A 14,816-nucleotide genomic window follows, 5' to 3' on the forward strand; every position below is an offset into this window, starting at 1 on the left:
CTCAGCCGGTTTTCGGAATCGCCGCCTCGATGCGGCGCAGGGCCTCGTCGCGCCCGGCGAGGAACACCGTGTGGTCGATCGACGGCGACACCTGCGTACCGGTCAGCGCGACGCGCAGCGGCTGGGCGATCTTGCCCATGCCCTCGCCGATCGCGGCCGCGGCGGCTTCGATCGCGGCGTGGATCGTCTCGACCTTCCACTCCGCGAGGCCGGCGAATTGCGCATGCGCCGCTTCGAGTGCGGCGCGCGCGGTCGGCGTCTTCAGGTGCTTGGCGACTGCCTGCTCGTCGTAGCCTTCCAGCGGTGCGTACCAGACGCGCGCCTTCTCGGCCATTTCCTTCAGCGTGCGCGCGCGGTCGCGCAGCGCGACGATGACATCGACCGGGTCGGGGCCCTCGCGCGGATCGATGCCGGCCGCGCGCAGCTGCCATTCGAAATGCGGCGCGAGCTCGAGCGGATCGTCGTTCTTGAGGTACTGCTGGTTCAGCCACGACAGCTTCTCGAGGTCGAAGCGCGAGGCGGACTTGTTGACGTCCGCCGCGTCGAACAGCTCGATCATCTCCTCGCGCGAGAAGATCTCCTGGTCGCCATGCGACCAGCCGAGGCGCACGAGGTAGTTGAGCAGCGCGTGCGGCAGGAAGCCGTCGTCGCGGTACTGCATCACGCTGACCGCGCCGTGGCGCTTGGACAGCTTCTGGCCGTCGGGCCCGAGGATCATCGGCAGGTGCGCGAAGCTCGGCACCGCCGCGCCGAGCGCGTGGTAGATGTTGACCTGGCGCGGCGTGTTGTTGACGTGGTCGTCGCCGCGGATCACGTCGGTGATCCGCATGTCGATGTCGTCGACGACGACGGCGAAGTTGTAGGTCGGGAAGCCGTCGGAGCGGATCAGCACGAGGTCGTCGAGTTCCTCGTTCGACCATTCGACGCGGCCCTTGACCTTGTCCTCGAACACGACACTGCCGGCCGTCGGGTTCTTGAAGCGCAGCACGCGGTTCGGGTCGTCGCGGTACGGCAGGTTCTGCTCGCGGGCACGGCCGTCGTAGCGCGGCTTGAGGCCCTTCGCCATCGCCTCGGCGCGCATCGCCTCGATTTCCTCCTTCGACTCGTAGGCGTAGTACGCCTTGCCGGCCTTGAGCAGCTCCTCGGCGACGGCGCGGTAGCGGTCCATGCGCAGGGTCTGGTAGTACGGGCCTTCGTCGTGCGAGAGACCGAGCCAGTTCATGCCGTCGAGGATCGCCTGCACCGCGGCCTCGGTCGAACGCTCGCGGTCGGTGTCCTCGATGCGCAGGATGAACTCGCCGCCACGGTGCTTCGCCTCGAGCCAGCAGTACAGCGCGGTGCGCGCGCCACCGATGTGCAGGTAGCCGGTGGGACTGGGGGCGAATCGGGTACGGACGGTCATCTGGATCGGCTTCGGCTTGAACGGCGCGCAAGTTTACCGGAGCCGCGGCGCACCGGTGTCGATGACCATCGATTGCGGGCAGAATGTCCGCTTCCCTCCGGAAGCCCGAGCCATGCGTTACCTTCCCCTGGTCGCCACCATCCTGCTCCTCGGCGCCTGCACCTCGCCGTCGCCGCGCCCGCCGACCGTCGCCGAAGGCACCCGCGCGCGCCTCGCGCTGCTCGAGTCGACCGACATCCATTCCAACGTGCTGAGCTACGACTACTACCGCCTCGCGGAGGACGACGCGCTCGGCTTCGAGCGCATGGCGACGCTGGTCGACGAGGCGCGCAGGGAGTTCCCCAACACCCTGCTGTTCGATGCCGGCGACACGATCCAGGGCACGGCGCTCGCCGACTACCAGGCGCTCGTGCATCCGCTGCGCTGCGACGAGGAGCTCGCGATGTACCGCGCGATGGACGCGCTCGGTTACGACGGCGGCACGATCGGCAACCACGAGTTCAACTACGGCCTGCCCTACCTCGCGCAGGTGACCGGCCATCCGCTCGCCGTCGACGGTGCGGACGGACAGGCGTGCGCCGGGCCGCATTTCCCGCTGGTGCTGTCGAACGCGGTGTCCGTGCGCGACGGCCAGCCGCTGTATCCACCGTACGCGGTGCTCGACCGGACGTTGAAACTCGTCGACGGCGACGGCCGCGAAACGACCGCACCGATCCGCATCGGCATCATCGGTTTCACGCCGCCGCCGATCGTCGAATGGGACCGGCGCAACCTCGACGGCAAGGTGACCACGACCGGCCTCGTCGAGGCCGCGCGGCGCTGGGTTCCCGAACTTCGCGCGAAGGGCGTCGACCTCGTCGTCGCGATCTCGCACGGTGGACTCGACACCGCGCCGTACGGGTCGATGATGGAGAACGCCAACTGGTACCTCGCGCAGGAACCCGGCATCGACGTACTCCTGCTCGGCCATTCGCATACGGCGTTTCCCGATCCGGCCAATGCGCAGTCGCGCTTCGCCACGATGGCCGGTGTCGACAACCAGCGCGGGTTCGTGCACGGCAAGCCGGCGGTCATGGCGAACTTCTTCGGCCGCAGCCTCGGCGTGGTCGACCTCGCGCTCGTGCGCGAGGATGGCCACTGGACCATCGACGCCGCGCAGTCGCACAGCGAAGTGCGCAACGTGCGCGGCAAGGACGGCACGCCCGTCGCGCCGGACCCGCGCATCGCGCCACTCGTCGCCGCCGTGCATGCCGCGACGATCGACTACGTGTCGCAGCCGATCGGCGACACCGATTTCGCGATGACGAGCTACTTCGCCGAACTCGGCAACACGACCGCGCTGCAGGTGATCAACGACGCCCAGCGCGACTACGCCGAGCGCTACATCGCAGCCAACCTGCCGCAGTACGCGGGCATCCCCGTCGTATCCGCGGCGGCACCGTTCAAGACCGGCTTCAGCGCCGCCGACGATTACACCGACATCGAACCGGGTCCGCTCGCGATCCGCAGCGCAGCCGACATCTACCTCTACCCGAACACGCTGACCGCGGTGAAGATCGACGGCGCGGCGGTCAAGGCCTGGCTCGAACATTCCGCCGGCCGCTTCAACCGCATCGACCCGGCATCTACCGCGCCGCAGGAACTCGTCAACCGCAAGTTCTCCGGCTACAACTTCGACGTGATCCAGGGCGGCCTCACCTATGCGATCGACGTGACCAGGCCGCAAGGCGAACGCATCCGCGATCTCACGTACCAGGGCAAGCCGGTCGAACCCGGCCAGCCGTTCATCGTCGTCACCAACAACTACCGCGCGAGCGGCGGCGGCCATTTCCCCGGCCTCGACGGCTCCAGCATCGTGATTTCCGCGCCCGATGCGAACCGCGACGTGGTCATCGCCTGGGTGCGCACGCGCAAGCACCTCGAGCGCGCACGTGACGGCACCGATCGCCCCTGGCATTTCGTGCCGGTGCGCACGGCGGGGCCGATCCTGGTCAAGAGCGCGAGCGGCAAGCTCGCGCAGGCAAAGGCGGCCGGCATCGAGGGCGTATCGCTGTTCAAGGACAACGGCGACGGCTCGTCGATGTATGCAGTGGACCTCGCCGCGGGCGCGCCTGCTGCTGCGCGTCACGAGCAGCGCGGCCGCGTGCGCTAGAGTCGGCGGCTGCCGCCGCGCGCACGCGGGCGAAGCCGATACGGAGTTCCCATGTCACGCACCCTGCTCGCATTGTCGGCCTGTCTCGCCCTCGCCGCCTGCGCACCGCAAACACCGCGTCACGGCGGCGCCGCCGCGACTGCCCCCGTGGCGGCGGTGGTTTCCGCCGACCAGCAGTTCGCCGCGCTGTCGGAGCGCTGGCTCGACGGCACGATGGCGGCGAGCCCGGTCACCGCGACCACGGTCGGCGACCATCGCCACGACGGCGAACTCGACGACCTCAGCGCCGACGGGCTGCGCCGCTCGCTCGAGTTCTCGCGCGGCATGCTTGCCGAACTCGAGGCCATCGACCGCGGCGCGCTCTCGCGCGAGAACCAGGTCGACTACGGCATGCTGCGCAACCAGCTGCGGTCGGACATCTTCGCCAACGAAACACTGCGCAGCTGGGCCTGGGACCCGACGTTCTACAGCCAGCTCGCCGGCGGCGCGCTGTACGGGCTCATGGCGCGCGAATACGCGCCATTGCCCGAGCGCCTGCGCGCGGCGACCGCGCGCATGGAGAAGCTGCCGGCGTTGTTCGCGCAGATGCGCGCGAACCTCGATCCGGCGCGGGTGCCGAAGGTGCACGCGGAAACCGTGTCGAAGCAGAACAAGGGCGTGCTCAGCCTCGTCGACGGGCTGATCCTGCCGCATGCGAAGGAGTTGCCGGCCGCCGACCGCGAGCGCCTCGAGTCCGCGGCGGCGAACCTGCGCAAGGCCGTCGACGACCAGCAGCACTGGCTCGATGCCGAACTCGTGCCGAATGCGAAAGGCGACTTCCGCCTCGGCGCCGAGCTCTACGACGCCAAGCTCGCGTTCGCGCTCAATTCGCCGCTCACGCGCCAGGAGATCCGCACGCGCGCGGAAGCCGCGCTGAAGAGCACGCGCGAGCAGATGTACGCGATCGCGCGCACGGTGCTTGCCGGCAAGCGCAAGGCGCCCCCGCTGCCCGAACATCCGACCGACGCGCAGCAGCAGACGGCGATCCAGGCCGCGCTCGAACTCGCCTACAAGGACCGGCCAGCACGCGACCGGGTGCTGACGACGGCCGAGGAGGCGCTGGCGGAGGCGACCGCGTTCGTGCGCGAAAAGGGGATCGTCTCGCTGCCCGATGCCCCGGTGAAGATCATCACGATGCCGGAGTTCCAGCGCGGCGTCGCCCTCGCCTATTGCGATCCCCCGGGGCCGCTCGACAAGGGGCTCGACACGTTCTACGCGGTCTCGCCGATCCCCGACGACTGGTCGAAGAAGCAGGTCGATTCGTTCCTGCGCGAATACAACACGCGCTCGATCCACGAACTGACGATCCACGAAGCGATGCCCGGCCACTACCTGCAGCTGTGGCATTCCAACAAGTACCCGTCGACCCTGCGCGCGGTACTGTACTCGGGCGCGTTCGTCGAGGGCTGGGCCGTCTATGCAGAGAAGGTCATGGCGGACGAGGGTTACCTCGACGGCGATCCGCTGTATCGCCTCGTGCACCTCAAGTGGGACCTGCGCACGATCGCCAACGCGATCCTCGACCAGGCCATCCACGTCGACGGTATGAGCCGCGACGACGCGATGAAACTCATGACCCTCGGCGCGTTCCAGGAAGAGCGCGAAGCCGCCGGCAAGTGGACGCGCGCGCAGCTGACCTCCGCGCAGCTGCCGACCTATTTCGTCGGCTGGCAGGAACATCTCGACCTGCGCAAGGAAGCCGAGCAGCGCGCGGGGGCTTCATTCGACCTGCGCGCGTACCACGACAAGCTGCTCTCGTTCGGCTCGCCGCCGGTCCGTTACGCGCGCGAACTGCTGCTGGACCTGCCGATCGACTGAGTCCGCGCGTCCGCCGGCACGGGACGATCCGGGGCGGAGCACGCCGGGAGGAAATCCCGCCGCGCGCTCCGTGCTACACGCCCCGACGCCCGTCCCCGCCCCACGGACGCATTCCGCCGCGGAACACGATGCCGTAAACGGCATGGCACCACGCGACCGCGGCTGCCCAGCCCGCGAGGATGTCCGACGGATAGTGCACGCCGAGATAGATGCGCGACGCGCCGACGAAGATGACGAACACGATCGCCGCCGCCAGCACGGGCCAGCGCAGCCGCGTCCACCAGCACAGCAGCACGAGCACGCAGGCGAGTGTCATCGAGCCCATCGCGTGGCCGCTCGGGAAGCTGTAGTTGCCTTCCGGCGCGATCGATTGCCACAGGCTCGGCCGGTCGCGCGCGAACAGCGGCTTCGCGCCGAGGTTGAGCAGGGCCGAACCGATCGTCGCGACACCGGCGAAGAGGCCCTCGCGCATGCGCCGGCGCCAACCCAGCACCGCGACGAGCGCGACATCGAACGGCACCACGCCCCACTGGTAACCGAGCGCGGCGACCGCGACGAAGAAGCGGTCGAGCCCCGCGTGCTCGAGTGCATGCGCTGCATGGAGCAGCGGTTCGTCGAAGAAGAAGCCGCCGCCCTCGCGCAGTTCGTGCGCGAGCACGCCGAACCCGGCCAGCGGGACGAGCACGCCGAGGAACGCGAGCAGGAGCAGCAGGCCGTGCCGGCGCAGGAACGCGACGCCGAACCGCGCGTCGGCGCGGACGACGTCGCCCGCTTCAGTCATGCAGGCGTGGCGCGTAGCGGCGCGCGACGTAGTCCTCGACGATGCCGACGAACTCCTGCGCGATGTTCTCGCCGCGCAGGGTCATCGCCTTGCTGCCGTCGATGAACACCGGCGCTGCCGGCGCCTCGCCGGTACCCGGCAAGGAAATACCGATGTCGGCGTGCTTGGATTCGCCCGGCCCGTTGACGACGCAGCCCATCACGGCAAGCGTGAGGTTTTCGACGCCGTCGTACTTGAGGCGCCACTCGGGCATCTTCGCGCGCACGTGGTCCTGCACGGTCTTGGCCAGTTCCTGGAACAGCGTGCTCGTGGTGCGGCCGCAGCCCGGACACGCGGTGACCAGCGGCGTGAACGCGCGCAGGCCCATCGTCTGCAGCAGCTCCTGCGCGACGATGACTTCGCGCGTGCGCGCCTCGCCCGGTTCCGGCGTGAGCGAGATGCGGATCGTGTCGCCGATGCCTTCCTGCAGCAGCACCGCGAGCGCCGCGCTCGACGCGACGATGCCCTTCGAGCCCATGCCGGCCTCGGTCAGGCCGAGGTGCAGCGCGTAGTCGCAGCGCGCGGCGAGGTCGCGATACACCGCGATGAGCTCCTGCACGCCCGACACCTTGCACGACAGGATGATGCGCTCGCGCGGCAGGCCGAGTTCCTCGGCGCGCGCGGCGGAGTCGAGCGCCGAGCGGATCAGCGCCTCGCGCCCGACGCGTGCGGCGTCCCACGGCTCGGCGCGCGCATGGTTCTCGTCCATCAATGCGGCGACCATCGACTGGTCGAGCGAGCCCCAGTTGGCACCGATGCGCACCGGCTTGGCGTGGCGCAGGGCGGTCTCGATGATCGCGGCGAACTGCGCGTCCTTCTTCTTGCCGAAGCCGACGTTGCCCGGGTTGATGCGATATTTCGCCAGCGCTTCCGCGCAGGCCGGTTCGCGTTCGAGCAGTTGGTGGCCGTTGTAGTGGAAGTCCCCGATCAGCGGCACGCCGACTCCGGCCATGTCGAGCCGCTCGCGGATGCGCGGCACGGCGGCCGCCGCTTCCGGCGTGTTCACCGTGATGCGCACGAGTTCCGAGCCGGCACGCGCGAGCTCGGCGACCTGCCTGGCGGTCGCGACCACGTCGGCGGTGTCGGTATTGGTCATCGACTGCACGACGATCGGCGCGCGGCCGCCGACGACGACCGAGCGCACCGCGACGGGCACGCTCGCGCGTCGCGCGTGCGCGACGCCGGTGATGGCACTTGAACTCATGGAATGGCCTGACTCCGGGGCGGTACCCGCGCCGCCGCGTCGCGGTCAGTGCTGGGCCAGCCCAAAATGCTGATAGATGCCGGTCGCTTCAAGCACGCGCAGGTTGCCGAGCCGCTCGCTGCGCGCGGGCATCGGCGGTCCGACCAGGTCCGGCGGCGCGGTCAGTTCGAGTTCGCGCACGCCGCGGTCGATCTCGGTCGATGCCAGCAGCGCATCGTAGTCGATTCCGGGGCGCGGGTTCAGCGTCCCCCCGTCCAGCGGCGCGAGCAGCACGCCGCGCACGGGCGGCCGGCGGCTGTCGTCGAGGGTACGCAGGCCGACCGGCAGGGCACGCCGCGCGAGCAGTTCGACGCCGGCGTCGACCCGGCCCTCGTCGTCGATGCGGATCCAGCGGATCACGCCGACCATCCAGTCGCCGCGCTCGCCATCGGCGTCCCCCGGCAGCGACAGTCCGACCAGTTCGGCGACGCGCGCGCGTACGGTCTCGCCGCCGGGGCCGCGCTCCCACAGCAGGCGGTAGCCGCCGAGCCCCTGGTCGATGACCCGCGCGGGGAAGCGCAGCGTGCGCGCGACGCCGTTCGCGCGCTTGGCCCACGCAGCACCGTAGTCGAGGTCGGCGAGACTGATCACCTGGCCACGCACGTGCTGCATGAAGGTCTCGAAATCCTCGCCGCCGGCGAGCGTCGCATGCAGGTCCTGCAGGCCGAGCACGGTGTCGAGCACGTGCCCGCCACCGACGCGCGCGTGGTTGCGTTCGCCGTGCGCGCTCCAGCCGGCGAGGAAGCGGCGCGCCAGCGGCATGTCGAGCGTCTGCGCGGGGCCGCCACGGCCACGGATCGCGACGCTGCGCGCGCCCGCGGCTGCCGCGAGCTGCCCCTCCACCACGCCGAGCAGCCCGGCCAGATGCAGCGACAGTTCGTCCGGCGTCGCCTCCGCGCTTTCCTCCGGCAGGTAGCCCGGGCCGCGATCGACGTCGGTGCGCACGACGACGTCGCCGTCGCCGCCACGCTCGCGCAGCTGGGCGAGCGGCGCGAGCACGCGCGCGAGCGCGACGAGCTCGCCCTGCTCGCGCTGCGTGTAGCGGTAGGGATTGGCGAGCGCGACGAGCAGCACCTGCACGTAGGCGGAGCGCGCATCGACCGGTGCCTGCGCATCCTCGACCGTGCGGTCGGCGAGGCGCAACGCGGCGACGAAGCGATGCACGTCGTGCAGTGCCTGCCAGGCGCCGGCCGGCGGCGTGCGATACAGCATGCAGGCCCTGTTGAGCCATTCGCCGCCGTGCTGCAGCGCGCGGACCGCGGCGAGCACGACCTGCTTGCCGCGCAGGAACGGCACGGCGCCTGCGGGCGCGCAGAGCTCGGCGAGCGCGAGGCGGTAGCCGAGCGCGAGTCCGGCCTGGAAGCCGAGTGCGAGCGCGCCGAGTTCGCGTTTCTGCGCCGGCAGCGGGAAGCTCGAACCGACGATCTGCTTGTCGGCCGCGGCGGCGAGCTGGGCGACCGTGCCGCGCAGCATCTCCAGTGCTTCGAGCCGGCGCACGCCCTCGCTGCGCGTGCGGTTGAATGCCTGCAGGCCGTCGAGCATGCGCTGCGCGGCGATCTGGAAGTTCGCCATCGGCAGCGCGTCGATCCATGCGCGGAGCGCGCGCGCGTCGTGTGCGAACGTATTGCCGGCAGGCACCGGCAGGGAGGCGACGAGGCGGCGATAGGCGTCGTTCATGCGCAAGCTCCTTGTACTGCGCCCTGAACCGATAGTGCAAGGAGCGCGCCATCGGGGGTCCGCGGGCGCGGCGCTGCGGCTACACTCGAAGCCATGGCCGCCACCGCCCCCCTGCCATCGCCGCCGACGCGCCCGTCGGCGCTGCGCCTGCTCGCCGAGCAGTCGTTCAGCCGCGCCGCCGGCGCGCCCCTGCTCGCCGGCAACGGCGTCGACCTGCTCATCGACGCGCGCGCGGCATTCGATGCCTGGCTCGCGGCGATCCGCGGCGCCGAGCGGTCGATCCTGTTCGAGAATTACATTTTCCGCGACGACGCGCTCGGCCGCGAATTCGTCGCGGCACTCGCCGAACGCGCGGCCGCGGGCGTGCGCGTATGCGTCGTGCGCGACTGGCTCGGCTGCCTCGGCCAGTCGGGGCCGCGCCTGTGGGCCCCGCTGGTCGCCGCGGGCGGCGAGGTGCGCGCCTACAACCCGCCACGGCTGGCGAGCCCGTTCGGCTGGCTCTCGCGCGATCATCGCAAGCTGCTCGTGATCGACCATGCGATCGGTTTCGTCGGCGGCATCTGCGTCAGCGGCACATGGCTCGGCGATGCCGCCCGTGGCATCGAGCCGTGGCGCGATACCGCGGTGGCGGTGCGTGGTCCCGCGGTGCTCGAGCTCGCGCACGCATTCGCCGAGGTCTGGAGCCAGCTCGGCGAACCGCTGCCACCGGATGACGCGCCCGCGGCGGCCCTGCCCTCGGGCCAGGTCGACCTCCGCGTCGTCGCGACCGTGCCGAACACCGCCGGCCTGTACCGGCTCGACCAGCTCATCGCCGGCATGGCGCGGCGCAACCTCTGGCTCACCGATGCCTATTTCGTCGGCGTCGCGCCGTACGTGCAGGCCTTGATCGCCGCCGCGCGCGACGGCGTCGACGTGCGCCTGCTCGTGCCGGGCAGCAGCGACATCCCCGCGGTCGGCTCGCTGTCGCGCGCCGGCTACCGGCCGCTGCTCGAGGCGGGTATCCGTGTGTTCGAATGGAACGGGTCGATGCTGCACGCCAAGACCGCGGTCGCGGACGGCCGCTGGGCACGCGTCGGCTCGAGCAACCTCAATCTCGCCAGCTGGATCGGCAACTGCGAGATCGACCTCGCGATCGAGGACGACGCCTTCGCGCGTCGCATGGAGGCGCAGTACGAGCAGGACCTCGCGCGCTCGACCGAAATCGTGCTGAAGATGCCGAAGCGTCGCCGCGCCAGCGCGGAGCGCGCACCGCGCAATGCGCGCGCGCAGGGCGGCAGCTCCGGCCGCGCGGCGGCCGGCGCGCTGCGCCTCGCCAATTCGATCGGCGCGGCGATCACCAACCGGCGCGTGCTCGGCCCGGCCGAATGCGCGCCGCTGCTCGTCGCCGGCATCTCGCTGCTCGTGGCGGCGGTGCTCGCGCTGGCCTGGCCGCGCCTCGTCGCCTGGCCGCTCGCCGTGCTCGCGGCATGGATCGGCATCGCCCTCGTCGCGCGCTACGTCGACCTGCGGCGCAGGGCACCGCCGAGGCGCGAGGACGCATCCGGCCCTCCTGCCTGAGCGCCGCATGCACGCGCTTTGCGGTAACCTGTCCGGCCGCACGCGCAACACCATCATGTCCGATCCGGTCGCCCCTTCCCGCGCTCCGCGCGAGGTATACACGCCGTCCGCGCTGACGCGCTTCGTGCGCGACCTGCTCGAGGACGCGCTGCCGCTGGTCTGGGTCGAGGGCGAGATCTCCAATTTCTCGCGCCCCGCGTCGGGGCACCTCTACTTCACGCTCAAGGACGCCGGCGCGCAGGTGCGCTGCGCGATGTTCCGCCCGCGCAGCACCTGGCTGCGCTTCCGGCCCGCCGACGGCATGCACGTGCTCGCGCGCGTGCGCGTAAGCCTGTACGAGCAGCGCGGCGAGTTCCAGCTGATCGTCGATTCGCTCGAGCCGACCGGCGACGGGGCGCTGCAACGCGCATTCGAGCAGCTCAAGGCCAGGCTCGCCGCCGAAGGCTTGTTCGAGGCGGCGCTCAAGCGCCCGCTGCCACGCCTGCCGCGGCGCATCGGCGTGCTCACGTCGGCGAGCGGCGCGGCCGTGCGCGACGTGCTCAGCGTGATCGCGCGGCGCTTCCCGCTCGCCACGGTCGACGTGCTGCCGGTGCCGGTGCAGGGCCGCGAAGCACCCGCGGCGATCGTCGCGATGCTGCAGGCGGCGTCGCGCGCGCGCCGCCACGACGTGCTGCTGCTCACGCGCGGTGGTGGCTCGCTCGAGGACCTGTGGGCGTTCAACGACGAAGGCATCGCGCGCGCGATCCGCGCGAGCGCGGTGCCGGTGGTCAGCGCGATCGGCCACGAGATCGATTTCACGATCGCCGATTTCGCCGCCGACCTGCGCGCGCCGACGCCGTCGGCAGCGGCCGAACTGCTCGTGCCCGACGCGCGCGACCTCGCGCGCGCGCTCGCGCGCCAACGCGAACGCGCGCTGCAACTGCTGCGGCGCCTGCTCGAATCGCGCACGCAGCGGATCGACCACCTGCTCGCGCGCCTCAATGCGCAGCGTCCGCGGGTGCGCCTCGCGCGCGCGGACGAGCGCCTGCACGTGCTGCGCCGGCGCCTCGTCGAGCGCGCCCGCGGCCTGCTCGAGCGACGTGAAGCCGCCACGCGCCAGTTGCGCCTGCGCCTGTTCGCGCAGCACCCGGCGGCGCGGCTCGTGCGGCGCGACGAACACGCACGTGCCCTGCTCGAACGCCTGCGCGTCGCGACACGGCACGGCGTCGAACGCCGTCGTGCGCGCCTCGGCGAACTCGCGCGTACCCTGCACGCGGTCAGCCCGCTCGCGACGCTCGAACGCGGCTACGCGATCCTGCTCGACGACGACGGGCGCGAGGTCGTGCGCTCGATCGGTCAGGCGCCGCCGGGCCGCGCGTTGCGCGCGCGGCTCGCGGACGGCGAACTCGCCCTGGTGGTCAAGGACCGCTGATCGCCCCCGCTGCCGCGTTCGGCCCCTCCAGCGCGGCGATGCGCGCGCGGATCTTCGCCAGCTGCGGCGGTTCACCGGCCCAGATCGCCGCGAGGCGGCGCTCCGCCGCGCGATAGTCGGCGAGTGCCGCATCGCGTTCGCCCGCCTGCGCCTCGATGGCTGCGGCCTCGGCGAGCACGTTCGCATCATCGAGGGTCGGCTCGGTCGTCGTCGCGCGCGCTTGCGCCAGCAGCGGCGCGAGTAGCCCGCGGGCCGCCTGGACCTCGCCCGCGGCGAGCAACCGGCGTGCTTCGAGCAGGCGCCAGCGGTGCCGCGCACGACCGTCGGCGACGCCGATGTCCGCATCCAGCGCGTGCAGCAGCGGCGCCGCCTCCGCGGCGCCGAGTGCGAGCAGGGCCTCGGCCAGGTTCAACCGCACGATCACGCACGGCGGCGTGGCCTGTCCATCGGTGCACAGCAGGCGTACCGCATTCTCGTACGCCTGCCGTGCGGCCCGCGCGTCGCCGCGCGCGAGCTCGCTGCTGCCCAGCATGTTGTGCACGGCCGCGAGGTTCGCGCTCTTCGTGTCGATGTGCGCGAGCAGCGCGCGCAGCCCGTCCGCAGCATCGTCGAAACGGCCGATCGTCGCCTGCGTGCTCGCCAGTTCCCAGGCGATCGCATCGGCGAGGTCGTGGTCGGTCGGCATGTCCACCCGCACGCGGGCGAGCGCATCGCGCAGCAGCGGCTCGGCTTCGGCGCCGCGCCCGTTCGCCGCGAGCGCGCCGGCGTATTGCTGCTCCGCATAGAGCCGCGCCCCCGGCGGCGCGCCGCCGAGCTCACCGATGATGCGCCACGCCTCCGCCGCCGGCGCGAGCGCGTCCGCAGGCCGGCCGATCGCCCGCAGCAGCGAAGCCTGGTTGCCGAGCGCGCCCGCGTACTCGACCGACATCGCGCCCGATGCCGCCCGGTAGAGCTGCACGGCCTCGTTCGACAGCGCGGGGATCGCCGCGTAGTCGCCGCGGTTGAAGGCGTCGTCGACCTTGTACTCGAGCGCCTTGGCGAGCGGCACGCGGCCGTCCCTGCCCGCCGTGCGCAGCTGCGCGATGGCCGCGTCGAGTTCGCCCGCGGCAGCGCGGTCGCCGTCGCCGACGAGACGGTAATGCGCGAGGCGCGCGCGCGCGGACGCCGTCGGCACGGTCGCCGCCGCTCCGGCGAGTTCGCCGGCGCGGACCGCTTCGCGCAGCGTGCCTTCCGCGGAAGCGCGGTCGCCGAGCGAGACGAACACTTCACCGATTTCGTCGAGCAGGCGCGCAGCCATAGCCGGGTCGCGCGTGATGTCGGCGGCGATGCGCGTGCGCGCGCTGGCGAGCAGGTCGACCGCGCGCGTGTCACCCCCCTTCGCGCGCCACGGGTCGGCCCCGAGGAACACGTCTTCCAGCACGCCGAGTGCATTCTCGGTCGAACGCTCGGCGCGGCGCAGCTCGCGCGCCTCGCGCAGGGCGAGGCCGAGCCCGATGCCGAGCGCGAGCACGACCGCCGCCGCGGCGCCGACGCCGGCGCGATGGCGGCGCAGGAACATGCGCGCGCGATAGGCGAGCGTGTCGTCGGTCGCGCTGACGGGCTCGTTGCGCAGCCAACGGCCGAGGTCGTCGGCCAGTGCGGCCACGCTCGCGTAGCGGCGGGCGACGTCGTGGTGCATCGCACGGCGCACGATGCGCGCGATGTCGCCGCGCAGCGCACGCTGCAGCGCGGCCGCGGTCGTGCCGCGCGCGGCCGCGCGCTCGGCGAGCAGCCCGTCGTCGGCGCCGGCATCGAGGCGTGCGGTGCTGCCACCTTCGCCATTGCGCGAAGCGCGCCGCCCCGCGAGCAGCTCGTGCAGCAGCAGGCCGAGCTGCCAGACGTCGGTCTGTGTCGTCACCGGACCTCGCGCGAACTGCTCCGGCGCGGCGTACTCCGGCGTCATCGCCGCGCGCGTGCGCGTCGCGTCGGCGGCGCCGTCGAGCAATTTGGCGATGCCGAAATCGAGCAGCTTGACCTCGCCCGCGTCGGTGACGAGGACGTTCGCCGGCTTGAGGTCGCGATGCACGACGAGATTGCGGTGTGCATAGGCGACCGCCTCGCACGCACCGAGGAAGAGCTCCACGCGGCGCGCGACCCCGAGCCGGCGCGCATCGCACCAGGTGGTGAGCGGCTCGCCGTCGACGAGTTCCATCGCGAACCACGGCCGTCCGTCGGCGGTGAGGCCGCCGTCGAGCAGGCGCGCGATGTTCGGATGGGCGAGCCCGGCGAGGATCTGCCGTTCGCGCATGAAACGGGCCAGTACGTCTTCCGAATCCATGCCGCGCTTGACCACCTTCAGCGCGACCGGCTGGCGCGTCACGCCGGTGACGGGCGTGGCGCGATAGACCGTGCCCATGCCGCCGCTACCGATGCGCCGCTCGATGCGATAGGACCCGACCGTCGCGCCGAGCAGCGGATCGGGCGCGGGATCGGCCGCTTCACCGATGCGTTCGAACGCCTGCGGCGGCACGCCGTCGAACTGCAGCAGGGCCCAGGCTTCGTCGTGCAGGGCGGCGTCGCCCGCGGTTTCGCGCGCGAGCCATGCGGCGCGCTCGTCCGGCGCGCGTTCCAGCCCCGCGCGCGCGAGCGCGAGCGCACGGCGCAACCGTTCGGTGCGATCGGCGTCTGTGTTCATCGAAGCTCCCCTTCTCCGCGCAT

The 14,816-nt window shown here is 71.7% G+C and carries 9 protein-coding genes; 4 read left to right on the forward strand and 5 right to left on the reverse strand.

Going from position 1 to position 14,816, the window contains the following annotated elements; genetic code table 11:
* Window position 1: 1 nt before the first annotated feature.
* Complete coding sequence (gltX, locus tag EV148_RS09885; protein WP_131997320.1) at window positions 2-1,402, reverse strand: glutamate--tRNA ligase; 1,401 nt, start codon at window positions 1,400-1,402, stop codon at window positions 2-4.
* Between the two features lie 112 nt (window positions 1,403-1,514).
* Here gltX and EV148_RS09890 point away from each other — a divergent pair, with 112 nt between their 5' ends.
* A complete protein-coding gene (locus EV148_RS09890) occupies window positions 1,515-3,554 on the forward strand; it encodes a bifunctional 2',3'-cyclic-nucleotide 2'-phosphodiesterase/3'-nucleotidase (protein ID WP_131997323.1) in 2,040 nt (679 codons plus the stop codon).
* A 51-nt stretch (window positions 3,555-3,605) separates the two neighbouring features.
* Window positions 3,606-5,411 (forward strand): DUF885 domain-containing protein, encoded by a 1,806-nt coding sequence (locus EV148_RS09895; RefSeq protein WP_131997326.1) that lies wholly within the window; start codon window positions 3,606-3,608, stop codon window positions 5,409-5,411.
* Between the two features lie 73 nt (window positions 5,412-5,484).
* Here EV148_RS09895 and EV148_RS09900 read toward each other — a convergent pair whose 3' ends face one another.
* From EV148_RS09900 to EV148_RS09910, 3 genes are read right to left on the reverse strand one after another with little or no spacing between them, the layout of a single operon-like run.
* The gene (locus EV148_RS09900) at window positions 5,485-6,192 is read right to left on the reverse strand and encodes a phosphatase PAP2 family protein (protein ID WP_131997329.1); all 708 of its coding nucleotides are present in this window, start codon (window positions 6,190-6,192) and stop codon (window positions 5,485-5,487) included.
* A complete protein-coding gene (gene ispG / locus EV148_RS09905) occupies window positions 6,185-7,435 on the reverse strand; it encodes a flavodoxin-dependent (E)-4-hydroxy-3-methylbut-2-enyl-diphosphate synthase (RefSeq protein ID WP_131997332.1) in 1,251 nt (416 codons plus the stop codon). The genes EV148_RS09900 and ispG overlap by 8 nt, the downstream gene beginning before the upstream one ends.
* Before the next feature lie 45 nt (window positions 7,436-7,480).
* The gene (locus EV148_RS09910; protein WP_131997335.1) at window positions 7,481-9,151 is read right to left on the reverse strand and encodes a hypothetical protein; all 1,671 of its coding nucleotides are present in this window, start codon (window positions 9,149-9,151) and stop codon (window positions 7,481-7,483) included.
* 93 nt (window positions 9,152-9,244) lie between these two features.
* On the opposite strand from EV148_RS09910, the gene EV148_RS09915 reads away from it, so the two are divergent.
* Both EV148_RS09915 and xseA read left to right on the forward strand, forming a co-directional pair.
* Complete coding sequence (locus EV148_RS09915) at window positions 9,245-10,708, forward strand: phospholipase D-like domain-containing protein (protein ID WP_131997338.1); 1,464 nt, start codon at window positions 9,245-9,247, stop codon at window positions 10,706-10,708.
* A gap of 55 nt (window positions 10,709-10,763) precedes the next feature.
* Entirely contained in the window at window positions 10,764-12,119 is a 1,356-nt protein-coding gene (gene xseA, locus EV148_RS09920; protein ID WP_131997486.1) for an exodeoxyribonuclease VII large subunit, read from the forward strand.
* Here the strand turns inward: xseA and EV148_RS09925 are convergent.
* On the reverse strand, window positions 12,106-14,793 hold the full coding sequence (locus EV148_RS09925) for a serine/threonine-protein kinase (RefSeq protein ID WP_131997341.1): 2,688 nt from the start codon (window positions 14,791-14,793) through the stop codon (window positions 12,106-12,108). The two genes, xseA and EV148_RS09925, sit on opposite strands and share 14 nt — an antisense overlap.
* Between the last annotated feature and the right edge of the window lie 23 nt (window positions 14,794-14,816).

The sequence above is a fragment of the Dokdonella fugitiva genome, assembly GCF_004342425.1.
GTDB classification, from domain to species: domain Bacteria; phylum Pseudomonadota; class Gammaproteobacteria; order Xanthomonadales; family Rhodanobacteraceae; genus Dokdonella_A; species Dokdonella_A fugitiva.

Bases quoted from the DNA above. Each gene is read 5' to 3' on its own strand.
- gltX (WP_131997320.1), bottom strand. From the start codon at position 1,402: ATGACCGTCCGTACCCGATTCGCCCCCAGTCCCACCGGCTACCTGCAC.
- EV148_RS09890 (WP_131997323.1), top strand. From the start codon at position 1,515: ATGCGTTACCTTCCCCTGGTCGCCACCATCCTGCTCCTCGGCGCCTGC.
- EV148_RS09895 (WP_131997326.1), top strand. From the start codon at position 3,606: ATGTCACGCACCCTGCTCGCATTGTCGGCCTGTCTCGCCCTCGCCGCC.
- EV148_RS09900 (WP_131997329.1), bottom strand. From the start codon at position 6,192: ATGACTGAAGCGGGCGACGTCGTCCGCGCCGACGCGCGGTTCGGCGTC.
- ispG (WP_131997332.1), bottom strand. From the start codon at position 7,435: ATGAGTTCAAGTGCCATCACCGGCGTCGCGCACGCGCGACGCGCGAGC.
- EV148_RS09910 (WP_131997335.1), bottom strand. From the start codon at position 9,151: ATGAACGACGCCTATCGCCGCCTCGTCGCCTCCCTGCCGGTGCCTGCC.
- EV148_RS09915 (WP_131997338.1), top strand. From the start codon at position 9,245: ATGGCCGCCACCGCCCCCCTGCCATCGCCGCCGACGCGCCCGTCGGCG.
- xseA (WP_131997486.1), top strand. From the start codon at position 10,764: ATGTCCGATCCGGTCGCCCCTTCCCGCGCTCCGCGCGAGGTATACACG.
- EV148_RS09925 (WP_131997341.1), bottom strand. From the start codon at position 14,793: ATGAACACAGACGCCGATCGCACCGAACGGTTGCGCCGTGCGCTCGCG.